The organism is Sulfurimonas sp., from assembly GCF_041563495.1.
In the GTDB taxonomy this organism is placed as follows: Bacteria; Campylobacterota; Campylobacteria; order Campylobacterales; family Sulfurimonadaceae; genus Sulfurimonas.
The window spans coordinates 1-22,819 of record NZ_JBFFMZ010000006.1 but is presented as its reverse complement, the minus strand read 5'-3'; the positions used below and the strand labels follow the sequence as shown (position 1 = coordinate 22,819).

Genomic DNA, 22,819 nt, shown 5'->3' with positions numbered 1-22,819 from the left:
ATTAATGTATCAAACTACTATAAAAAAAACTGTTGAGTTAGTTGGAATTGGACTGCATAAGGGAACTCCCGTCCGTCTAAAATTAGAGCCATTAGAGTCAAATAGCGGTATAGTTTTTTATAGAAGTGATGTCGATGTTGCAATTGCTTTGATTCCTGAGAATGTCGTAGATACAAAAATGGCAACTGTGATAGGAAAAGACGGAATAGTTATCTCTACCATAGAACATATGCTCTCAGCAGTTTATGCTTATGGAATCGACAATCTAAAAGTTATAGTAGATGCAGACGAAGTTCCGGTCATGGATGGAAGTAGTGCCAGTTTTTGTATGCTTTTAGATGAGGCCGGGATACAAGAGTTGGATAAGCCTAAAAAAGTTATGCGTATAAAAAAAGATGTTATTGTTCAAGAGGGTGAAAAGTATGTAAAACTATCACCATCTCCTGATCTTAAATATGATTTTACAATTAAATTTCCTCACCCTGTGATTAATAAACAAGAGTATGTACTAGAGTTTACTAAAGAGAGCTACAAAAATGAGATAGCAAGAGCCAGAACTTTCGGTTTTTTACACGAAGTCCAATATTTGCGTTCAAAAGGTTTGGCACTTGGCGGTACCTTGGAAAATGCTATTGTTTTAGATGATAAAAAGATATTAAACCCTGAAGGTTTAAGATTTCCTGATGAATTTGTAAGACATAAAATCTTGGATGCCATTGGAGATATGTCTCTCATCGGCATGAATTTTATAGGTAACTATGAAGCCATGGCAGGAAGCCATGATTTAAATCATAAGTTAACTGTAGAACTTTTAAAAAATCCTGAGAATTATGAAGTCATAGAACTTGTGGGTGAAAAAACTGCAGAGTTAGAAAAAGCGTATGCCTAAAGCTGTTGATGTTGTTTTAGTCGCTCTTTCTTCTCCGATATTAGTAGGCATATATGAGAACAAAAAACTCATAAAAACAATAAAAAGTGAAGAAAAAAGTTCAGAAGTACTGCCAAAGATATATGATGAAATTTTTAAAACATATGAAGTAAAGAATCTTTTTTATGCAAACGGACCCGGTAGCTTTATGGCTATAAAAATCGCGTATATCTTGTTAAAATCATTCAGTGTACTTAAAAATATACCGCTTTTTGCCACAGATGCATTTTATTTTAATAAAAATCAACCTATAAAAGCGATTGGAAAGCTATATTTTGTTAGAATTTCATCAGAAATAAAAACTCAAAAATTAGAAATAGCGCCAAGTATGGAGTTTAAACTCCAAGATGTGCTTGATTATAATGAGTTTAACACAGCAGTCACTCCTCTTTATGGTATAGGGGCTGTTGGATAGGAAAATAATTGACAATAAGCGTACCGGCAACAAGTGCCAACTTAGGACCAGGGTTTGATTCTTTAGGTTTAGCAGTAGATTTGAGAAATAAAGTAGAATTTCATCCATCAAAATTTTTTAGTGTCAGTATTAAAGGTGAAGGTGAGAACAACCCTAGACTTAAGGGAAATAATCTTTTTGTCAGTATTTTTAATGATCACTACAATAGATTAACTCAAAAAAAACAAAATTTCAAATTTACTTTTTACAATCAGATTCCAATGTCAAGAGGACTTGGAAGTTCATCAGCAGTAATCGTTAGTGCAATTGCAAGTGCACATGAAGCAGCAGGAATAAAAGTTTCAAAAAGAAGGATCCTAAATCATGCGCTTTTTTATGAGTCGCATCCGGATAATATTACTCCTGCAGTTATGGGTGGTTTTAATGCTGCAACAGTTGAGAAAAATAAAGTTTTTTCACAAAGAAAGCACCTTCCGACATATTTAAAGGCAGTGGTAACTATACCAAACAAGCCTATAAATACCTCAAAAGCCAGAACACTTTTACCAAAGTCTTACTCAAAAGAGAATGCAATATATAATTTATCTCACACCGCTTTGACTGTTGGAGCATTTTTTAATGAAGATTGGGAAATGTTAAAACTTGCAGCTCAAGACAGATTTCATCAAAAAGCAAGAATGAAAGTTTTACCGGAACTTTTTTCCGTGCAAAAGATAGCATATGAAAGTGGGGCCCTTATGAGCACACTTTCAGGCAGTGGCTCAACTTTTTTTTCAATGGTATATGATGAAGATTCAGCTATGATAGCAAACAAATTAAAGCAGAAATTTCCGGATTTCAATGTGAAAACTTTGGATTTTGACAACAATGGACTTGTGATAGAGCGCTAACCTCTATTAAATAAAGTAAGATTTAGATATAATGGCGAAAAAATTTAATCAACCTCTTCGAATGTGCATCTCTTGCAGAGACAGAGACGCACAAAACAAGCTACTGAGACTTCAATGTATTGATGGTTCATTAGAAGTATTCAAAGGTAGTGGAAGAAGTTTTTATTTATGCGAAAATTGTATCTTTGAAGAAAAAAAAGGTTTAAAAGCACTTATGCGTCAATGCAAAAGTGGAGATAAAGATAAATTTACGAACAAACTAAAGGAGATCATCGCTGATGATAGAAAAAGTTAGAGTACACGAAATTGCAAAAGAACTAGGAATAGCTTCTAAAGATGTTTTAGATAAAGCAAAAAAAATGGGTCTTGAAGTAAAATCGGCACAGAGCGTAGTAACAATGGAGCAAGCTGAGGGATTGGCAAACTTTATTATGAACGGTGAGCCCGCTACAGAACCGGCTAAACCGGAGAAAAAAGAACCTATTACAGCAAAAAGTGAAACTCCTAAACAAGAAGAAACTCCTAAGGTAGAAGAAAAAGTTGTTGAGAAAAAAGATGTTGAAACATCAAAAGAAACTTCTAAGAATGAAGTAGTTAGTGATAAAACTCTTAAAGAAGAGAAGACTAAAGAAACTTCAAAAGAAGAGCCTAAGGCAAAAATAGAAGAAACAAAAGAGTCAAAAGAAAAAGAGAGTTCAATCAAGATTGTTGAACCTGTTGCTGTTCGTCAAATTAAGAAAACTGGACTTAAGATCGTTAAGAAGAAAAAGCCTAAAGTAGAAGAGATATACAGTGCTCCTCAAAAACAGGCGGCTGCAGTTTCTTCTTACGGAAAGATCAGTGCTGAAGTTTTAGAAGAATTAGCTCAAAAGAAAAAATCTAAACAGAGTAGTGCAGCACCTACAAGAAAAAAAGAATCCGGTACTAAGATTGATATCTTTGGTGGATCAATGAGTGAAGTCTCCATGGATATGGATGACCAGGTCACGCTGCTTGACTTAAACTCTACAGAGAGAGCGCCTCTTCCTGTTGAAGAGCCTAGAAAACCTCGTGCACCAAAACCTGCAGGTAGAAATGCCAATAAGAAACAGGCACCTCGCGGTAGAAAAGTTTCTCGTGATAAGAGAAAAAAATATGCAAAAGTTACTCAAGAAGATGAAATAGTAACTCATGTGGAAATTCCTGAGGATATTCGTGTTTATGAGTTTGCAGAAAAACTAAAAAGACCGATGTCAGATATCATTAAAGTTCTCTTTGACCTTGGTATGATGATGACTAAAAATGATTTCTTAGGAAATGACGAGATAGAAATTCTTTCAGAAGAGTTTGGTGTAGAGGTAACAATCATTGATCCTAAAGATGAATTTACTCAGGCAGTAGAAGACATTGAAGAAGATCCGGATGCTACTGAGAGACCTCCTGTTATTACGATTATGGGACACGTTGATCATGGTAAAACTTCACTTCTAGATGCCATTAGAGAAGCAAAAGTAACTGAAGGTGAAGCAGGCGGAATTACTCAACATATCGGTGCCTATACAATTGAACAACACGGTAAAGCTATTACTTTCCTAGACACTCCTGGTCACGCTGCGTTCTCATCAATGCGTCAACGCGGTACTGATGTTACAGATATTATTATTATTGTTGTAGCTGCTGATGACGGTGTAAAACCTCAAACTTTAGAAGTTATTAAATTAGCTCAAGAATCAGGTGCTCCTGTAATTGTCGCACTAAATAAAATGGACAAAGAGACTGCTCAACCGGATATGGTTAAAGGTCAAATGGCTGAACATGGTATGAATCCTGTTGACTGGGGCGGAGATATAGAGTTTATTCCTCTATCTGCAAAAACCGGTATGGGGATTGATGATTTACTAGAAAATATTCTTATCACTGCTGATGTACTTGAACTTAAAGCAAATGTAAACGCGATGGCAAAAGCTGCTGTTGTTGAGTCTTCTTTAGAAAAAGGTCGTGGTCCTGTTGCAACCGTAATCGTTCAAAACGGTACACTGAAAGTTGGTGATTATGTTGTTTGTGGTAGTGCTTACGGTCGTGTTAAAGCTCTTATAGATGAACACAACAAACAGATTAAATCTTTACTTCCAAGTCATACTGCCGTAGTTGTAGGATTAAATGAAGTTCCATCATCTGGTGAAATCATGATGGCTATGAATAGTGAAAAAGAAGCTAAAGAGTATGCTCAAAAAAGACATGAATATGATAGACACAAAGAGCTTTCTGTTAGTACTAAATCTACTTTAGAAGATATGACTTCTATGATTGCAGAGGGTAAACTGAAATCTCTTAAAGTTGTTCTTAAAACTGATGTTCACGGTTCACTTGAAGCTATCAGATCTTCACTTAATGAACTTAGAAATGAAGAAGTAAAAGTAAATGTTATCTCTTCTGGTGTCGGTGGAATTACAGAAAATGATGTTGAGTTAGTTAACAATTCTGAGAACTGTGTATTACTTGGCTTTAATGTTCGTCCTACCGGTGCAGTAAAAGCTTCTGCAAAACAAAAAGGTGTTGAGATTAAGACTTACTCAATTATCTATCAGCTAATTGATGATATTACCGGAATGCTTACGGGTATGATGACTCCAAAATATACTGAAGAGAACACTGGTCAGGCAGAAGTCAGAGATACATTTAAAATACCTAAAGGTATGGTTGCCGGATGTGTTGTTGTTGATGGTAAACTTGTTCGCGGCGGTATGGTTCGTGTTATTCGTGAAGGTGTTGTTATTTACGAGGGTGCACTAACTTCACTTAAACGTTTCAAAGATGATGTAGAAGAAGTCGGAAACGGTTATGAATGTGGTGTTGTAATCAGCGGTTATGACGATGTTATAGTTGGCGATACGATTGAAACATTCAAAAAAGTTGAGCAAAAAGTTTCTTTATAAATGACAGAAGCTCAAATAAAACTAAAGCGAACGGAATCGATTCTTAGTGAGTTGATTCCTCAAGCATTAGGTTCATTAAACGATAAAAGACTTCATGACTTAGAGATTTTGGAAGTTAAATGTTCTCGTGGTAAAAGTGATGCCAAAGTTTACATAAATCCAAGTGAATTTAGCGAACAAGAAAAACGAGACTATCTAAAACTTTTAAGAAAAGCCAGACCTATAGTTGAGACATTCTGCCTTAAAGACCAAGGCTGGTATCGTTGTCCAAAACTTACTTTTGAATTTGACACGCAGATAAAAAAATCGCAAGATATCGAAGAACTATTTAAAAAAATTGCAAAAAAGGATGAAGAATGAGTTTAGAGAGTGATATAAATTCATTAGTAGCATCTGTTGATTTAGAACTTTACGATACTGTAATTCTTAATGAAAATGATGAAACTATTTATCGTGTAAGTGTGATTTCAAAAGAAATTAATGATGGTAAGAGAGCTGGCGTTTCACTTGATAGTTGTGTTGAGCTAACACATCTTATCTCTCCACTGCTTGATGTTACTCCTCCAGTTTCTGGCGATTATAGGCTTGAAGTCGGTAGTCCCGGTATTGAGAGAAAGTTAACAACTATTAATCATTTTAAAAAATCCGTCGGTGAAAAAGTAGCACTTAATGTAAATAAAGAAAAAATCAGAGGTGTTTTAGCTAAAGTCGAAGGCTCTAAAATATTTGTTGAAACTGAAGATGAAACAGTAGAATTAGAGTTTAATGACATTTCAAAAGCTAAAACTTACTTTGAATGGTAGTAGACGCTAGCTTTTTTATGAACCTGGCTTTAAAAGAAGCTTGGAAATATCAAGGTCTAACCTATCCAAACCCTGCAGTTGGTTGTGCAATTGTAGGTTCAAACAATGAACTTCTAGCAATTGAGGCACACCAAAAAGCAGGAAAGCCTCATGCCGAAGTTTTGGCATTTCAAAGTGCATATTTCAAATTAACAAATGATTCTAAAATATTAAAACTTACATCTTCAAGTGATATCCACACATTTCTTTTAAAAAACCATAATAACTGCTTTAAAGAGATATCTCTTTACACTACATTAGAACCATGTTCTCATGTAGGAAAAACACCATCTTGCGCATCTCTTATCAGTGAACTTGGAATTAAGAAAATATTTGTAGGTTTTAATGATATCAATGATGTGGCATCCGGTGGAAACGATGTGCTGAAAAATAGCGGAGCAGATGTTCAAAGCTCCATAGAAGAAAAAAAATCACAAGAGTTGATAGCACCGTTTAATCTTTGGAATCAAGAAAAATTTGTTTTTTTTAAATGGGCACAGAGATTAAACGGCACTACAGATGCAGGAATTATCAGCTCTGAAAAATCCAGAACAAATGTTCATGCTATGAGAGATGTTTGCGATCTGCTTGTTATAGGCGGTAATACAGTAAGAGAGGACAGACCTACCCTGGATGCCAGACTTGTCAATGGAAAAGCTCCAGATATTCTGATCATATCAAGAGAAAAAGAGTTTGACAAGAGCATACCGCTGTTTGATGTTAAACAAAGAGAAGTCTTTGTTGAAGACAATTTTTCACGTTTAAATAATTATAAAAATATCATGATAGAAGGCAGTTCAAAAATGTTTGAGCTGAGTAAGGATATTGTGGATTATTATTTATGTTATTTAGCTCCGACTATGGGTGGAACTGCCGGATTTGAAAAAAATGAAGAAAAATTTGAGATTTTAAATATAGACCAAGATGACCAAGATATAATCATGTGGATGAAAAGGGAAAAATAAGATGCAAAAACAAGAAACACAAAAACAAGAAAAAATTGTCTCAATGTTTGATAATATTGCTCCGACTTATGACACTGCAAATCGTGTTATGAGCATGGGCGTAGATAAAAGCTGGAGACGTAAAGCTTGTGATTTGGCTTATAAGTTTTACGCTAAAGACTCTATTGACAAGATTGTAGATGTAGCTTGTGGAACCGGTGATATGATGGATTTCTGGCGCTCTCGTGCAGAGGTGTCCGGCATTGCAGTCGGTGAGATTGTAGGGGTTGACCCGTCTGTTGGAATGGTAGATGTTGCCCGTAAAAAATACCCTAAATTCAATTATCATATTTCAAAAGCTACAGAGATTCCTCTCGAAGATGCGAGTGCGGATTTTCTAAGTATCACTTACGGTATCAGAAATGTTGTCGAGAGAAAAGAGGCTTTAGACGAATTTAACAGAGTCCTGAAAAAAGACGGACTTGTAGTAATATTGGAGTTTATGAAAAATGAAAATCCATCTCTTCTTGGTAAAATCAGAGATTTTTATATGAACAAAATACTGCCTAAAGTGGGTGGATTTATCTCTAAGAACCTAGAAGCATATGAGTATCTTCCAAACTCTATAGAAGATTTCTCAACTGTAGAGAATATGCAAAAAGAACTCGAAGCTGCAGGCTTTCTTATGCTGTATACAAAAAGTTTTTCTATGGATATCTCAACACTTTTAATAGCTAGAAAAAAATAATTTTTATACAAAAGGTGAAGCTTTGAATGTTTTAAACGTTTCATCACTAAATGAGCAGATTAAAACTCTTTTAGAGAGCAGTTTTTCTCGTGTTCTTGTCGAGGGAGAACTCTCTCGAATCACTTTTCATAACAGCGGTCATATTTACTTCACGCTAAAAGACTCCACATCGACTTTAAAAGCTGTAATGTTTAAGGGCAATGCAACAAAACTGAAGTTTCAACTAAAAGAGGGTCTTAAAGTCATTTTAGACGGTGCTATAACTCTGTATAAGCCCCGCGGTGAATACCAGATAAACTGCTTCTCGATTGAACCAGCAGGTCATGGAGCTTTGGCTTTAGCTTATGAGCAATTAAAACAAAAGCTTGCATCTCAAGGCTACTTTGAGCCAAGCAGAAAAAAACAACTTCCGAAATTTCCTTCTAAGATAGCACTAATCACATCTGCATCCGGAGCAGCCTTGCAAGATATGCTAAGAGTTGCCAACACTAGATACAGAGCCTTAGAGATAGATATATATGATGTTTTAGTCCAGGGAGAAAGCGCAGCTTCTTCAATAGCTAACGCCATCATCGTAAGTGACACAAGAGATTATGACTTTATTGTCATAGGGCGTGGCGGCGGAAGCATCGAAGATTTATGGGCTTTTAATGAAGAGATAGTCGCAGATGCGATTTTTAGAGCAAAGACACCGATTGTCTCAGCAGTCGGACATGAAATAGACTGGGTAATAAGCGATTTTGTCTCGGACCTCAGAGCACCGACTCCAAGTGCTGCGATGCAAATGACACTGCCTGATACAAATGAACTATATCAGACGCTAGATTCACTCTCATCCCAACATACACAACTGATATCTCAAAAACTGCAGAGTTCAAAACAGGAACTTTCTCATCTGTATAGTCTATATTCGACTCACTCCATAGAAAAAAAATTAGAGCAGAAAATGCAAGAGGTAAAAGCTTTAAAAGAGTCTTTTTCTCATGCCATAACTACGAGGCTTAATGTTGCGCAAAATCAAGTTTTAAATCTTCAAAAGATGTTAGAATCTAACCATCCAAAATTTAAAAGTAAAAAAGGTTTTGCACAAATATCACAAAACTCAAAAGTAATAGATATCTCTACACTTAATGTCGGAGATGAATTTACGGCACAGAGTGATGAAGTCAGTATAAGTGCAAAAGTGATTAAAAGGGAAAATATAATATGAGTTATCCAAGTTTTTTTGATGAAGTAGAAGTTATAAAAGTTAAAGATCCTCTTTCTGCTGTTTTAGGTGTATTTTTAATGGGTGAATATGAATTTAATTATCTTGATGTTGTTAAATCTGCAGGACACAGTTGCCCAACTGTAGCAGGTGCTTATCTTATAACTGCAGAAGCTTTAAAAGCTCTTTATCCTGGTGAAGTAGCTATTCGCGGTAATATAAAAGTAGAGTTCAAAGAGTCACTTGAAGATGGTGTTGCAGGAGTTATCAGTAATGTTGTATCTCAGATTACAGGTGCAACAGACAAGAGTGGTTTTAAAGGATTGGCAGGAAAGTTTGCTAGACACTCTTTGATGAGTTTTGATGCTAACATAAACTCATCTGCTAGATTTACCAGAGTTGATAATGGTAAAAGTGTTGACGTGATTTATGATCCTTCATCTGTAATGCCTAGTCCCAATATGCAGCCGTTGATGCAAAAGATGATGGGTGGAACGCCTCAACCTTCTGAGATAAAAGAGTTCGGTGAACTTTGGCAAGACAGAGTAAAAAGAATCTTTAAAAATACTCAGAGTGTAGTAAAAGTAGTAGAGGTTTAAGACCTCTACTCAGTAAATTATTTTAAAATCATAGCTGGAAAATATGTGTGAAGTGTTACAGCAGTAGATGCTGTGAGTTTCTTCATTAGTCTATCAAATTTATCTTCTTTGTTCCAAACAGGATTTTGCACTCCGCTTAATAAAATGAGTTTCATCTTCGCATTGTGACTTACACCAAGAGAATCTACCAGACCGACATCTTTAGCTTGTTGTGCGGTAAAGATATGTGCGTTTGCAAATTGGTCTCTTTTTTTAATGTCAAGTCCTCTTGCATCTGCAACATCTTTTGTAAACATATCGTAAGTTCCCTGAATGACTTTATTTAACTCATTAACTTCATAAGGTTCCCATTTTCTATCTGGAGTTCCGATTTGTTTGTACTTACCGGCTTTAACGGTTTGAGAAGAGATTCCTATCTTGTTCATAAGTTCACTCACATCCGCACCTTGCATGATAACACCTATGCTTCCAACCATAGAACCTGGATTTGCTACAATCTCATTCGCCCAGATGCTCGCATAATAGCTGCCGCTTGCTATAGTCCCTTTAGCATAAACGACGACAGGTTTTTTGTTTCTTAATCTTTTTATGGCATAAGCTACTTCTATAGATGGAGCAACAGCACCGCCTGGAGAATCAACGACAAGTAAAACACCTTTTATGTGATTGTTAGACTCGGCTTTTTCTATTTGATCTACCACTTCCGATACATCTATGATAGGTCCGACAAGGTTGATTTGTTGAAGATTGTTCGGTGTAAGGTCTTGCTCACTCTCAGGAGCAAAGATCAAAAATAAAATCAGTACAAAGATCATAGCTTTGAAATGATTTTGAATAAAACCTAGTGTAGCAGTTATAGGAGAAAACAGTTTTTTTAAAAATTGCATCAGTTACCTTTTTCTTTTTTTCCGTTTATATAAACTTTAGATATATTATATCTATGTAATATTAAATGGATTGCTAACTCTTCACTGGGTTCTTTATCTAAGTCTAAGACAAGCATATCGGCATTTTTACCTTCTGCTATTTCACCTGTGTTTAGATTAAGTGCAGATGCCGCATTTATTGTAACGCTGTTAATAAGTTTTTTTGCCAAGTCTAACAGAGGCATTTCCGAGTGCATAAAAAGAGCACATTTCATCTCTTCAAAAAGGTCCAGCACATAGTTTGAGCTAAGACCGTCTGTTGCACATACCCAGTTGATATTTTGCGCTTCAAGAGCATTCAAATCAATTGCACCGTTTCCTAAAAGTCTGTTTGAGATAGGACAGTGAATAACTGTATGTTCATTTGCAGCAATGGTTTTTAACTCTTCATCATTTGCTTTTACAACATGAGTTAAAAGTGTTTTTTGAGTGTTAAAATGTTCTAAAAATTCTTTTGAATCGCTAACGGCGTAGTTTTGCTTTAAGAATTTCTCAAAAAAATCTTTAAAGTCTCCCTCATTTGAATCTAACCAGTTTCTTTCAGCTTCACTCTCCATAAAGTGAGCTGTAAGTTTCAGGTCCTCATTTTTTACAATTTCAAGAGCTTTTTTAATCAGAACCGGATGAACTGAATATGGTGAGTGGATAGCGACAGCCGGATAAAAACCATCTCTTATTACGCTTTTAGATGCATCAAGTCTTGATATAAAGTCACCAAAGAGTGCATCTGCCATAGTTGCCTGTGAACCGATAAGTTCATTGAAAAACACTACATTTTGGGGAGCATCTGCACAAGCTTGTAAGTCCATTCCATGTGAACTTACTGCACCAAATGTTGTGATTCCTGATTCAAGCATAGCATCTATGGCTTTACCCATACAAGCAGCATCACAGCCACCGATAAGATCTTCACGGTTCTCAATTACGCTGTAGAGCCAGTTCATAAAATCACCGTAACTCAGGCTTGTCTTATTTGCACTAAACTCTATGTGAACGTGTGCATTAATCAGTCCAGGCATTACAAGTGAGTTTTTTTCTAATTCAGTTATCTCTGCATCAGGGTACTCTTTTTTTAACTCATCAAGCGGAGCAATTTTTTGTATTGTTTTGTCAAAAGCAATTGCTAAGTCTGAAAGTACGGCATCCGGCGTCAGTATATAGTTTGGTGAAATTATCTGCATTTTTTATCTCTATTATAAAGTGGCAAATTATATTGAATAAGGGATGAAAAGCTCCTTTAGAATCACTTTAAAGCGATTTTAGTTCTTCATAAAGCTCTTTTGCCATGATTTTGTAGTTTCTTTTATGGGCAAGTAGTTTGTCTTGCCCCGCATGTCCCATTTTAGCAATTTCATCTTGTGACATATCTATTGTTTTTTCAAGTTTTGCTACTATATCATCGACATCAAATTTACAAAAAAGGGCATCAGAATCACTAAAAAGTGAACGATTCTTTGGGTTGTCTGTCATGAGTGTGGGAATTGCACAAGTATAATAGTCCATAACTTTTGCAGGTATTGCAGTCGAATAGATAGGGATATCGGGAAGCAGGGCAATACCAACGTCGCAATCATCAATCTGAACCATAAGTTCATCAAGATTATCTGCTTTTATAATACTGACTTTATCAGAGATTGAAGGGTATTTCTGCATTACATCTCTTGCAAAGGCTGAATCAAGCGTAGAGATATTTAGATGCCATTTATCTGAATGAACTTTTGTAAAAGCAACCAAGACTTTTTCAAATTCTCTAAGAGTATCAAGGGTTCCCACATATATAAAGTAGCATTCATCTCCGTCCGACTGACGGTGAGGAGTGATTCTAGCAGGGTCAAGTCCTGCAGGCAGAGGAAAACTTCTAACACCGCTGTTTGCATAAAAAGCATCTTCCATATCTTTAGATGTTGGCATGAATAAATCACATTGAGAAAGAAGATTTTTTTTGCTCTGTTTTTGGAAATAGTTTTTAGCTCTGTCTATAATTGTAGTATTATTTTTAGCTTTATGAGCTTCATATACCTCTTCTCTTTTTGGAAAAGATAGTCTATAGCCGACTTTATACCCATACTTATTTCTATTTTCAAGAATATTTTTTAAAATATCAGGTTTATTACGAACAAATACATAGTCATACGAAGATAAATCAACACCTTTGGAATCCATATAGCAGGATATCTCTTTTTTGTGTTGCTGTGGAACTACATAGTCCGTGCCTTTTGTCTGAAAACTATTTTTAAACTTTGTAAAATATACAACATTTACATCATAATACTCTTTAAGATAACCGTTAAAAAGTGGACCTATAGTTCCATGATCAGTGTATTCCTGCTGATCTGTAATATATAAAAGCTTCTTTTTTGTTTTATTTTGAGTTGTCATACTTCGTCTCCGTGTATAGGTTGCTCTTCTACTAACTCGTCGTTAAAAAGTTTTTCATTGAAAGTAAATCCAAGATACTCACATATTGACTCGACATCGCGCACTGCATTGCCAAGACAAGATGTAGCCCCAGGTGATGGCGTCATATTAAAGATAATACCTTCACCGGTATTTATAGAAGCTTCACCAAGCATTAGCTTTTGGTTTTTCTTATCCAGAATCTGAGGTCTTACTCCGCCAAAGCCTTTTGCGTAAGAGATGTCTTCATCGCTGAGAGAAGGGACTATTTTTCTTGCATCCTGGAGAAAAAGTTTTTTGTTGATAAACGGGACTTCAAACATAAAGTTTTTAAGTACATAATTTCGTATATCTGAATCTTTAAAAAGGTCATAAAATATTTTAATTACGGTAAAATCAAGCCTTAAAGTCTTAACGAAGTCTATATATGTACCGGGTTTAAAACGTTCTAGCTTCGGTAGCATCAGAGCTGTCGGACCAAATCTTGTAAAACCGTTTACTAAGATATCCGGGTCACCGTGAAGTGCGGCAAAGGGGAGTTTTGGGTTTTGAACCATATAGACTTTACCGTTTAAAATCTTACGATTTGCCATATAAAAACTTCCGGCCATCGGAAGACATCCATAGTCTAGACCGTGACCCATCCTATGTGCCAAATAAAGACTGTGCGCACCGGCATCTACAACAACAAAATCAGCAGTGAACTGGCTCATAGTTGTTTGTATGTGATATGTACTTCCAATCTTTTGAATGTGTTTAACTTCATTGTTGAAAAAAATATCAGTTACTTTGTCTTCTATCTTTAGAGTATTATCTATAAAAGTATCACTGAGGGCTTTAAAATCAACTGTTGTATACTCTCCTTGCGCTCCCATTCCTACTATGTCTTCTGGACGTTCTTTGCCGTCTTTGTCAAATATAACGGCAGGTTCTATCTCAGCTAATTGCTCTTTTGTGTAAAATTCCAAATACGGATAGAGGGACTTGAACTCTTTATATCGGTTTTTTATGTAATCTACTTCTTCATACCCGACACCTAAAGCGAGTTTTTGATGTGAGAAAATTACTTTATTCTCATAAGAGTGTTGAAGGCAATATTTTTCTACCATTTTTGCTGTTCTTTTAACTTTTGCAGCTTTTTCCAGGGTATAGTTTGTCTCAATATCACCACAATGAATAGTCTGTGAATTTGCTGACCCGTTAGAATTCAATGAAGCTAGAGAACCATATTTTTCCAAGAGGCATATATTATTTATGTTGGTATAACGGCCAAGCTCATAAAAAAGAGCAGCTCCGGAAACGCCACCTCCGACAATGATGACATTATAATGGTTTTGAGTCATGATTTCCTCTTACTATCTTACATAATTTATTGTTATTGCTGTATGATACTACGATAATATAAATTCAAATACTCTTAAATTACTAAGAAGAAAATATATAAATATGATATAATTGATAAAAAAGAGATTCACTTGAATAAGGAGTTTGTCATGGGTCAGTTTATTAAATTTGAAAACCTTGAAGAAGAACTTGTTGATTTGACGGATGTTCTTAAAAATAGTTTGCAAAGTGAAGTTTTGTCTATTAAAAAGCTTGTGAAAAGTTGCGATAAGTTTAAACGTATATCAAAAGCGATGCCCGAGTTAGAAGGAGCTGAGTATGTTATTTTTTCAAAATATATGAATAAAAAATTTCATGATTCTGAAGCTTTTATTTTTGTTGATTCTACAGGTAAAAATGTGTGTAGCCTTTCGGGTAGAGAAATTGATCTGTATGACATGATAATGGACTGTAGAAATTTAATCGAGAAAAAAGAACAGTATTGATTTAGTGTAACTCTTTTTAATATTACTTTTGATAGAATAACCCCTTAAAAGTCTTAATATTTACAAAAAAGGTAAAAAATGAAAATAGTAGTTATCCAGGGTCCAAACTTAAATATGCTAGGTGTTCGTGAACAACATATATACGGTCCAATGAAATTGGAGCAGATTCATTCACAAATGAAAGAATTTGCGTCTCAAAACAATTTAGAAATTGAATTTTTTCAGAGTAATTTAGAAGGCGAGATCGTAGATAAAGTTCAAGAGTGTTACGGAGATGCTGATGGTATTATTATTAATGCTGCAGCATATACTCACACTTCAATAGCTATCAGAGATGCAATTGCAGCTGTAAATCTTCCTGCAATCGAAGTTCATATAAGCAATATTCACCGTCGTGAAGATTTTAGAAAAGAAAATATGATAGCACCTGTTTGTACATCATCTGTTGTTGGTTTCGGTCCTTTTGGTTACCATTTAGCAATGATGGGCATGCTTCAAATCATGAATGAAATGAAAGCAGCACAAGAGATGCAAGCTCAACAACAAGCAGCGGCCAACTAATAAATTAGTAGTATATATGTACTTAAAACGTAAGCTAAATAATAGTTTAACAACCTTTAAAGGTTTACGCTTTGGGTCTGAATCTATACCCAAAAGTTCTCATAGATATAGAGTTACCGTTGGAATAGGCGGTAATGTAGGAGATGTGAAACGAAGGTTTGAGCATCTTTATACATTTTTTAAAAGAGATAAAAGAGTTGAACTTTTACAAACGTCGTTGATTTTGAAAAATCCTCCGTTTGGTTTTATGGACCAAGATGATTTTTTTAATTCAATCATAGTACTCCAAGTAAGCATGCAACCCCTTGCTTTTTTGGAATATCTACATAGAGTAGAGAAAAAATTTGCACGCAAAAGAAGTTTTGCAAATGCTCCCAGGACTTTAGATTTGGATATCATTTTTTTTGATAATAGATTTATAAAAACAGACAGACTTAACGTACCGCATAAGAGCTGGTTTAAAAGAGAGAGTGTAATGATTCCATTGATGGATATAAGAAGATGAAAATACTCACATTTACAGGTCGTACACCATCAGAAGCTCTAAAAAAAGCCAAACTTGAAATAGGTGATGATGGCATGCTTATTGAAACTCGCGAGATTCACAAAAAAGCATTGGGCAGGGAAGCTTTGTATGAAATCGTCATAGGTATAGACGGTAATGATGTTCATGCCACTTACCCGAATAAACCTAAACCATTGAATCAGCAAAAACCTTTAAGACAGGAAAGTGAAGATGTTCTTTATGATATCTCGAGTGCTGCTGCACAGATATCTGAGATAGCAAACGTTACGGATCCATTATATGAATATGGAGTTCCTAAAAGAGCACCTAGTTCATATGAGCCAAAAGAGCTAAAAGAGATAAAATCAGAGATTAATAAACTTGGTGACAAAGTTAAGCTTATTCAAAATATGTTTTGGAATGAAAAAGCGCCTGATATGGAAAATCAAATACCATCAGAATTTGCTGAAATATACAGACTTGCATCACAAAGCGGTATGGATAGAGAGCATCTTGACGGTATTATGAGAATGACGTTGGAACATATGCCTGCAAAGATGAGAGAAAATTCAGGAACGGTCAAAAGATATTTTCAAACACTTCTTAGAAAAATGATACCTATCAGAAGAGAGAGTGTACCTGCTCCAGGGACCAAAAAGGTAATTATGCTTGTGGGACCCACAGGTGTCGGTAAAACAACTTCAATAGCCAAGCTTGCGGCAAGATATTCATATCTGATGCAAAAAAAGTATAAAGTAGGGCTTGTTGTCCTAGATACTTATCGTATAGGTGCAGTTGAGCAGTTGATGCAGTATGCTAGAATGATGAAACTTGGAATAGAGACAGTTGTAGATCCTCCGGAATTCTCAACAGCTCTAAACTCATTGAGATATTGTGATTATATACTTATAGACACAATGGGTTCAAGCCCGTATGACAAGGGCAAGATAGAGAAGATTTATGAGTGCTTGGAAGCTAATGACACGGAATATCAAGTTGATGTTGTTTTAGTTATGCCTAGTTCCATTAAGTATGAAGATTTAAAACTTACTTATGATAACTTTTCTACTCTGAATGTAGATACGGTTATGTTCACAAAGCTTGATGAGACTATGGGATTTGGAAATATCTTTTCACTTGCTTATGAGACAAAAAGTCCTATAAGTTATTTCTCCGTAGGACAGGAAGTTCCTGAAGATTTGGTTTGTGCAAGCAGTGACTTTTTAGTAGATTGTTTGTTAAACGGTTTTAACAGGAGTAAAGCATGATGGGACATCAGGCTGAAAAGTTAGAAGAACTTATTGCTTCAAATACTCAAAAAAAATCTAAAAAAACTAGATTTATTGCTATTACAAGTGGAAAAGGCGGAGTTGGTAAGAGTACTATAAGTTCTAATCTGGCTTATGTTCTATCTCAAAGTGGTTTGAATGTGGGCATATTCGATGCTGATATTGGTCTGGCAAACTTGGACGTAATGTTTAATGTAAAAATTAAGAAAAATATTTTACATGTATTAAAAGGTGAAGCTACCGTAAGTGATATTCTTATTCCAATAACAAGAAATCTTATCTTGATTCCTGGAGAGAGTGGTAACGAGATATTAAAATATGCAGATGCGGCACTATTTAAAAGGTTTATGGAAGAAGCTCAGGTCCTTGATAAACTTGATGTAATGATAATAGACACAGGAGCGGGAATAGGTGAACATATTCAAATGTTTTTAAATGCGGCAGATGATGTGATTGTTGTCACAGTCCCAGATCCGGCGGCAATTACAGATGCATATGCAACCATTAAAACTGTCGCAACGTTGAGAAATGATATTGGTCTAATAATGAATCAAGTCAAAAATGAAAAAGAAGCGGCAGCTGTTTTTGAAAAAATTCGTAAAGTCGCATTGGCAAATATCGGTGGAAATTTAGATTTACAACTGATGGGTAAGATAAACAGCGATGTTAAAGTAAGCTCTTCAATAAAACGAAGAGCTTTATTTAGTGTTGCCTATCCAAACTCTCAACCATATACTGATATTACGGAAATAGCGAACAAGATAGCGGCTAGATTGGAACGAAATATGCTGGTAACTTCAAATGAAAGTGGATTAACTGGTTTGTTTAAACGCTTAATGGAACATTTTTAAGCTTATTTTTGGGGTACACGGATGTTAGGTGAAAACTTTGTATATTTTTTTACAGTTCAAGGCTTTTTTGTCGGAATAATTTTTGGTGTGCTAAAATCTTTTGATGCAGAAGGATTGCTTTTATACACTTTTTTTATTACCACATTTTTTTACCTTTTTTCTCATGTAATAATCGCAATGTATTTTAGAACCATAACTACAAAGACTTATTCTTTTCCTAAAGAGGCACATGAAAGAGAGCTTGACCTGTTTGTTAAAGAAATTAACAAAAGAGAAAAGCTTATTGATTCTGTGTATAAGATTACAGATGCCGCAATAAAAATGAATTCTCAAGAGATGCCTGGACAAAAATCATGATAGCCGCATATGAACAAGATATAAAGCATAAAGAAGATGAGTTGGCTATTCAGTATCTGCCTGCCGTAAAGGCAATGGCATTTAGACTCAAAGAAAGACTTCCAAGCTCTATCGATTATATGGATTTATCTGCTATTGGAACTGAAGAACTTATAAAACTAGCAAGAAGATATGATGAGAAATTGAACGATTCTTTTTGGGGTTATGCAAAAAAAAGAGTTTATGGTGCAATGCTCGATTATTTGAGAAGTTTGGATGTCTTGTCTCGTGCAAGCAGAAAGTTGGTAAAAGCTATAGACTATGCTGTAGAAGAGTATAGACTAACAAATGAAGAAGAACCAACAGACGCTCAACTTGCAGAGATATTGAATGAGAGTGAAGATAAAATTCATGAAGCCAGAATAGCATCTACTATCTATACGGTCATGCCTTTGCATGACCAGCTTCATGTAGGCGATGAAGGTGCAGCGTTAGCAATGATAGAAAAAGAAGAACTTGTTAATGTGATTAAAAAAGTTCTGGCAGGTTATAATGAAAGGGAACAGTTGATTATTCAATTTTACTATTTTGAAGAGTTGACACTTAAAGAGATAAGTGAGATTTTGGATATTACAGAGTCCAGAATATCACAAATTCATAAATCAGTTATTTATAAAATTAAAGAGAGTGTAGGAGCATAACATGGCAGATATACTTTCACAAGAAGAGATTGATGCTTTACTCGATGTCGTTGAAGATGAGGGTGATGATGTCTTAGAGAATTCAGATGACAATCTGCTTCCGCAAAGACAGGTAACACTTTATGATTTTAAGAGACCAAACAGGGTCTCAAAGGAACAACTTCGTGCTTTTAGAGGTGTCCACGATAAAATGGCACGTTCACTGGCATCTCAAATTTCTTCTATCATGCGTTCAATCGTAGAGATTCAACTACACTCAGTAGACCAAATGACATATGGTGAGTTTTTAATGTCTCTGCCAAACCCAACGAGTTTTAATGTTTTTTCCGTAAAACCTTTAGAAGGCAGTGGTGTAATTGAGATAAATCCTTCTATAGCTTTTCCTATGTTAGATCGTCTTTTGGGAGGGAAGGGAGAACCTTTTGATGCCAGCAGAGAGTTCTCAGATATAGAACTAAGCCTTTTTGAGACTATATTACGCGTTATGATGAGCACTCTAAAAGAGGCTTGGGGACCCGTTATGGAAATTTACCCTACGATAGAGTCTAAAGAATCAAGTCCAAATGTTGTCCAGATTGTTGCTCAGAATGAGATTGTTGTTATGGTTGTTATGGAGATAATAATCGGACACAGTTCAGGTATGATGAATATATGCTATCCTGTTATATCGTTAGAGCCGATTCTGCCTAAGTTGGCAAGTAGAGATTTAATGTTAAATGAAACAAGTTCTAAAAAAAGTAGAAATACAGAACTTCAAGTTTTACTTGGTGGTGCGAAGGTAAATGTAGAAGCCAATCTTGGAGACGCTGAGCTTACTATGACTGATGTTTTAGAATTGCAAATTGGTGATGTTGTAAGACTCTCAAGTGCAGCTGATGATATTGTTACTGTTAGTATTGACGGCAAAGAAAGATTTAAAGGTGAGATAGGACTGAGAAGATTTAGAAAATCGATTCAAATTACAGAGATTATAGATACAGAAAAAGATGCCGTTAAACGAGCACTTGAAAATTTTGAAAATATGAGACATGATAAAATATCCGGCGTTAGAGAAATGGTAGAGGATAATGAAAGTATGAATATGAATAAGAATAAGGAGGAGTCAATAGATGAATGATTTTATGAAATTATTTGAAGATGAAACGATTGGTACAGTTGAAGCACTTGTTGGACAAGCACCGACTTTAGAGCTGAAAGAGGAACAGAATTTAAGTATCATCTCAAATATTATTCCTCCAATTGTACTTGCAAAACTTAGTATTAGCGGTGACATTGAAGCTACGGCTATGGTTGCACTTACTCCTAATCTGGCTGCTTCACTTTCTGATATGATGATGGGTGAAGATGCGAGTGATAGAGAAGATGTAAGCGATGATGATTTAGATGCGGCAAAAGAAATAATTTCTAATATTTTTGGAGCTATAGGAAACTCTTTATCTGCACAAAAAGAAATACCTGTTCTTTCGTTTAAAATTGAAGATATAAAGTTTATTGGGGATGATGCAGAAGTAAGCCTTGAAGAATACAGTAAAATGTATGTATATAAATTTTTAATCGGCGAATTAAATTCCCTGTTTATGTTCATACTTGATGAAAAGCTTAATAATATTCTCAGCGGTAATGCTGCGGAAGAAACTAACGAAAGCTTTTCACAAGGCGTACCTTTTATGACTAGTAATTATACGTCTGATGTGAAATTAAGTGGTGAAGAGATGAATAATATCGCTCTTATTATGGATGTCAAACTACCTGTACGAGTAAGAATAGGTAAGAAGAAAATGCTTCTAAAAGATGTTTTGAATATGGATATAGGTTCTGTAATTGAGTTAAATCAACTGGCAAACGACCCATTGGAGATCTTGGTTGATAATCATGTGATAGCACAAGGAGAAGTTGTTATTGTCGATGGAAATTTTGGTGTTCAAATAACTTCTATCGGATCTAAAAGAGAGAGATTAACTCAACTTAAGGCATGATGTGAGAGCTGATAAAGATGAATTAGCAAAGAAATACATAAAAGACATAAAGTCAGCCGATGTCTGGAGTGTATTTAAAATACTTGCCGATTTCGTAAAAGGATTCGATGAACTGGGTGAGTTAGGTCCGACTGTTACAATTTTTGGCAGTGCAAGAACTAAGAGGAATGATCCTTACTATAGAAAAGCTCAAAAGTTATCATCAATGCTTGGCTCAAGAGGTTACAATATAATGACTGGCGGCGGTCCTGGAATTATGGAAGGGGCCAACAGAGGTGCTCATAAACATCCCGATGTTGATTCTATAGGCTTAAATATCGATCTTTCTTTTGAACAGACCCCCAATCCATATACAACTAAAGAGTTGAGTTTTGATTACTTTTTTTCAAGAAAAGTTATGTTGGTTAAGTATTCTATAGCATACGTTATTTTTCCAGGTGGATATGGAACATTAGATGAATTATTTGAGGCGTTGACACTTATTCAAACAAGAAAAGTAACCGGAGTAAAGGTATTTGTAGTTGGTGTTGACTTTTACAAACCTCTTATGGACTTTATTGAGACTAAGATGGTTAAAAATGGTATGATAGATGAAGAGGATTTTCAGATAATCAGATTAACAGATGATTTAAAACTAGTAGTAGAAGAGATAGGACAGTCACTTTTAGGACAGATTGAACTTCTTAAAGAGGCTGGTTTAGGAGATTCTAGTTACTGTAAATCACTTTCAGAATTTTCATTAAATCAAAATATAAAATATAAAGACACATAAATATGAACAATCCTAAAAAAGTATTAGTAGGAATGAGTGGCGGAGTTGATTCAACAGTCGCTGCTTTGCTGTTAAAAAAAGATGGTTATGATGTAGAAGGTTTATATATGAAACTTCACTCAAAACCTGGTTATCATGAAATACATCTCGCACGCGCACAAAAAGCTGCAGATTTTGTCGGAATGAAACTTCATGTTTTAGATTTACAAGACACATTTAATGAAAAAGTTTTTCAGCCATTTATTGACACTTATGCAAAAGGCAAAACTCCAAATCCATGTGCTTTATGTAATAGAAACCTAAAGTTTGGAGAGATGGTCAAGTTTGCAGATGAAATCGGTGCAGACTATGTGGCAACAGGACACTATATAAAAACAGACGGAAAATACTTTTATCAAGCTGATGATGATACTAAAGATCAAAGCTATTTTCTTTTTTATGTTCAAAAAGATATTTTGCCAAAATTGCTTTTTCCTCTGGGAAATAGAAAAAAAAGTGATATCAAAGATTTTGCTGCTTCAATTAAAGGGTTAGAGTCTTTTGCATCTCAGGGCGAATCCAGTGAGATATGTTTTGTTGAGACTACATACACAGACCTCTTAAAAGATTATGTAAATGTTGATAATATCGGTGACGTTTTGGATAGAGACGGCAATGTAGTCGGAGAGCACAAAGGCTATATGCATTACACTATAGGTAAAAGAAAAGGCTTTACAGTAAAAGGTGCGCATGAACCTCATTATGTATTAAGTATAGATGCTGATAAAAATCAAATCACAGTGGGTAAAAAAGATGAACTTGCATGTAACAGTGTAATACTAGAACATCTTAATATGTTTAATGACTTGGATGAATTCGATACAACAGTAAAGCTAAGATATAGAACTACTGCTGTACCTTGTCATGTCAAAATAGAAAACAACAAAGCTATAGTTACTCTTAAAGAGAGTGTATTTGGTGTTGCAACAGGTCAGGCAGCTGTATTTTATGACAATGATAAACTAATAGGCGGTGGATGGATTTGTGAAGTTTAGGGTATAAATTGTATACAACAAAAAACAACTTTCAAACTTTGCGAAAACTTCTTCAGTTATTAAGAAACTTCTAAGCAACATCCTCCTATAATTCCCATCCACAAACAAAGAGACCTTGAAAAAGAGGTTAATAGAGACTTCGAGTTGAAGCTTT

General features: G+C 35.2%; 26 protein-coding genes. 22 read left to right on the top strand and 4 right to left on the bottom strand.

The genetic code is table 11. The features are described from left to right. Positions 1-4: 4 nt before the first annotated feature. The 11 genes from lpxC to ABYK18_RS07580 are packed head-to-tail and all read left to right on the top strand — an operon-like array spanning position 5 to position 9,488. Positions 5-889 carry a UDP-3-O-acyl-N-acetylglucosamine deacetylase gene (lpxC, locus tag ABYK18_RS07630; RefSeq protein ID WP_373036069.1) on the top strand — a complete coding sequence of 295 codons (885 nt, stop codon included), beginning with the start codon at positions 5-7 and terminating at the stop codon, positions 887-889. After that, positions 882-1,343 carry a hypothetical protein gene (locus ABYK18_RS07625; RefSeq protein WP_373036068.1) on the top strand — a complete coding sequence of 154 codons (462 nt, stop codon included), beginning with the start codon at positions 882-884 and terminating at the stop codon, positions 1,341-1,343. Before lpxC ends, ABYK18_RS07625 begins: the two co-directional genes overlap by 8 nt. An 8-nt stretch (positions 1,344-1,351) precedes the next feature. After that, positions 1,352-2,233, top strand: a complete 882-nt coding sequence (gene thrB / locus ABYK18_RS07620) for a homoserine kinase (RefSeq protein ID WP_373036067.1) — start codon at positions 1,352-1,354, stop codon at positions 2,231-2,233. Positions 2,234-2,264: 31 nt separating this feature from the next. Next, complete coding sequence (locus ABYK18_RS07615) at positions 2,265-2,528, top strand: DUF448 domain-containing protein (protein ID WP_373036066.1); 264 nt, start codon at positions 2,265-2,267, stop codon at positions 2,526-2,528. Further along, positions 2,512-5,148, top strand: a complete 2,637-nt coding sequence (infB, locus tag ABYK18_RS07610) for a translation initiation factor IF-2 (RefSeq protein WP_373036065.1) — start codon at positions 2,512-2,514, stop codon at positions 5,146-5,148. The genes ABYK18_RS07615 and infB overlap by 17 nt, the downstream gene beginning before the upstream one ends. Beyond that, on the top strand, positions 5,149-5,508 hold the full coding sequence (gene rbfA, locus ABYK18_RS07605; protein WP_373036064.1) for a 30S ribosome-binding factor RbfA: 360 nt from the start codon (positions 5,149-5,151) through the stop codon (positions 5,506-5,508). Then, the gene (locus ABYK18_RS07600) at positions 5,505-5,951 is read left to right on the top strand and encodes a ribosome maturation factor (RefSeq protein ID WP_373036063.1); all 447 of its coding nucleotides are present in this window, start codon (positions 5,505-5,507) and stop codon (positions 5,949-5,951) included. Before rbfA ends, ABYK18_RS07600 begins: the two co-directional genes overlap by 4 nt. A 17-nt stretch (positions 5,952-5,968) precedes the next feature. Then, on the top strand, positions 5,969-6,955 hold the full coding sequence (gene ribD / locus ABYK18_RS07595) for a bifunctional diaminohydroxyphosphoribosylaminopyrimidine deaminase/5-amino-6-(5-phosphoribosylamino)uracil reductase RibD (RefSeq protein ID WP_373036062.1): 987 nt from the start codon (positions 5,969-5,971) through the stop codon (positions 6,953-6,955). A 1-nt stretch (position 6,956) separates the two neighbouring features. After that, positions 6,957-7,682, top strand: coding sequence for a bifunctional demethylmenaquinone methyltransferase/2-methoxy-6-polyprenyl-1,4-benzoquinol methylase UbiE (gene ubiE, locus ABYK18_RS07590; protein WP_373036061.1), 726 nt, complete (start codon positions 6,957-6,959; stop codon positions 7,680-7,682). Between the two features lie 22 nt (positions 7,683-7,704). Beyond that, positions 7,705-8,892 (top strand): exodeoxyribonuclease VII large subunit, encoded by a 1,188-nt coding sequence (xseA, locus tag ABYK18_RS07585; protein WP_373036060.1) that lies wholly within the window; start codon positions 7,705-7,707, stop codon positions 8,890-8,892. Further along, entirely contained in the window at positions 8,889-9,488 is a 600-nt protein-coding gene (locus ABYK18_RS07580) for an FmdE family protein (RefSeq protein ID WP_373036059.1), read from the top strand. Before xseA ends, ABYK18_RS07580 begins: the two co-directional genes overlap by 4 nt. Positions 9,489-9,505: 17 nt before the next feature. On the opposite strand, the gene sppA is transcribed toward ABYK18_RS07580, so the two are convergent. The 4 genes from sppA to ABYK18_RS07560 form a co-directional block, all read right to left on the bottom strand. Then, complete coding sequence (sppA, locus tag ABYK18_RS07575; protein WP_373036058.1) at positions 9,506-10,375, bottom strand: signal peptide peptidase SppA; 870 nt, start codon at positions 10,373-10,375, stop codon at positions 9,506-9,508. After that, positions 10,375-11,595 carry a metal-dependent hydrolase gene (locus ABYK18_RS07570; RefSeq protein WP_373036057.1) on the bottom strand — a complete coding sequence of 407 codons (1,221 nt, stop codon included), beginning with the start codon at positions 11,593-11,595 and terminating at the stop codon, positions 10,375-10,377. The genes sppA and ABYK18_RS07570 overlap by 1 nt, the downstream gene beginning before the upstream one ends. Before the next feature lie 67 nt (positions 11,596-11,662). Then, positions 11,663-12,793 (bottom strand): glycosyltransferase, encoded by a 1,131-nt coding sequence (locus tag ABYK18_RS07565; protein WP_373036056.1) that lies wholly within the window; start codon positions 12,791-12,793, stop codon positions 11,663-11,665. Then, the gene (locus tag ABYK18_RS07560) at positions 12,790-14,154 is read right to left on the bottom strand and encodes an FAD-dependent oxidoreductase (RefSeq protein WP_373036055.1); all 1,365 of its coding nucleotides are present in this window, start codon (positions 14,152-14,154) and stop codon (positions 12,790-12,792) included. The genes ABYK18_RS07565 and ABYK18_RS07560 overlap by 4 nt, the downstream gene beginning before the upstream one ends. 150 nt (positions 14,155-14,304) lie before the next feature. Here ABYK18_RS07560 and ABYK18_RS07555 point away from each other — a divergent pair, with 150 nt between their 5' ends. From ABYK18_RS07555 to mnmA, 11 genes are all read left to right on the top strand, one after another. Further along, complete coding sequence (locus tag ABYK18_RS07555) at positions 14,305-14,640, top strand: hypothetical protein (RefSeq protein WP_373036054.1); 336 nt, start codon at positions 14,305-14,307, stop codon at positions 14,638-14,640. A gap of 78 nt (positions 14,641-14,718) precedes the next feature. Beyond that, a complete protein-coding gene (gene aroQ, locus ABYK18_RS07550) occupies positions 14,719-15,201 on the top strand; it encodes a type II 3-dehydroquinate dehydratase (RefSeq protein ID WP_373036053.1) in 483 nt (160 codons plus the stop codon). 16 nt (positions 15,202-15,217) lie between these two features. Further along, a complete protein-coding gene (folK, locus tag ABYK18_RS07545) occupies positions 15,218-15,706 on the top strand; it encodes a 2-amino-4-hydroxy-6-hydroxymethyldihydropteridine diphosphokinase (RefSeq protein WP_373036052.1) in 489 nt (162 codons plus the stop codon). After that, positions 15,703-16,974: a flagellar biosynthesis protein FlhF gene (gene flhF, locus ABYK18_RS07540; protein ID WP_373036051.1), complete on the top strand. Its 1,272-nt coding sequence runs from the start codon at positions 15,703-15,705 to the stop codon at positions 16,972-16,974. Before folK ends, flhF begins: the two co-directional genes overlap by 4 nt. After that, on the top strand, positions 16,971-17,846 hold the full coding sequence (locus ABYK18_RS07535) for a P-loop NTPase (RefSeq protein ID WP_373036050.1): 876 nt from the start codon (positions 16,971-16,973) through the stop codon (positions 17,844-17,846). Before flhF ends, ABYK18_RS07535 begins: the two co-directional genes overlap by 4 nt. A 21-nt stretch (positions 17,847-17,867) precedes the next feature. Beyond that, positions 17,868-18,203, top strand: coding sequence for a hypothetical protein (locus tag ABYK18_RS07530; protein WP_373036049.1), 336 nt, complete (start codon positions 17,868-17,870; stop codon positions 18,201-18,203). Beyond that, positions 18,200-18,883, top strand: a complete 684-nt coding sequence (locus tag ABYK18_RS07525; protein WP_373036048.1) for an RNA polymerase sigma factor FliA — start codon at positions 18,200-18,202, stop codon at positions 18,881-18,883. The genes ABYK18_RS07530 and ABYK18_RS07525 overlap by 4 nt, the downstream gene beginning before the upstream one ends. A 1-nt stretch (position 18,884) precedes the next feature. Beyond that, positions 18,885-20,000, top strand: coding sequence for a flagellar motor switch protein FliM (gene fliM, locus ABYK18_RS07520; RefSeq protein WP_373036047.1), 1,116 nt, complete (start codon positions 18,885-18,887; stop codon positions 19,998-20,000). After that, positions 19,993-20,859: a flagellar motor switch protein FliY gene (fliY, locus tag ABYK18_RS07515; protein ID WP_373036046.1), complete on the top strand. Its 867-nt coding sequence runs from the start codon at positions 19,993-19,995 to the stop codon at positions 20,857-20,859. The genes fliM and fliY overlap by 8 nt, the downstream gene beginning before the upstream one ends. Before the next feature lies 1 nt (position 20,860). Further along, positions 20,861-21,631, top strand: a complete 771-nt coding sequence (locus tag ABYK18_RS07510) for a TIGR00730 family Rossman fold protein (protein ID WP_373036045.1) — start codon at positions 20,861-20,863, stop codon at positions 21,629-21,631. Between the two features lie 2 nt (positions 21,632-21,633). After that, on the top strand, positions 21,634-22,665 hold the full coding sequence (mnmA, locus tag ABYK18_RS07505; protein WP_373036044.1) for a tRNA 2-thiouridine(34) synthase MnmA: 1,032 nt from the start codon (positions 21,634-21,636) through the stop codon (positions 22,663-22,665). The last annotated feature ends 154 nt before the right edge of the window (positions 22,666-22,819 follow it).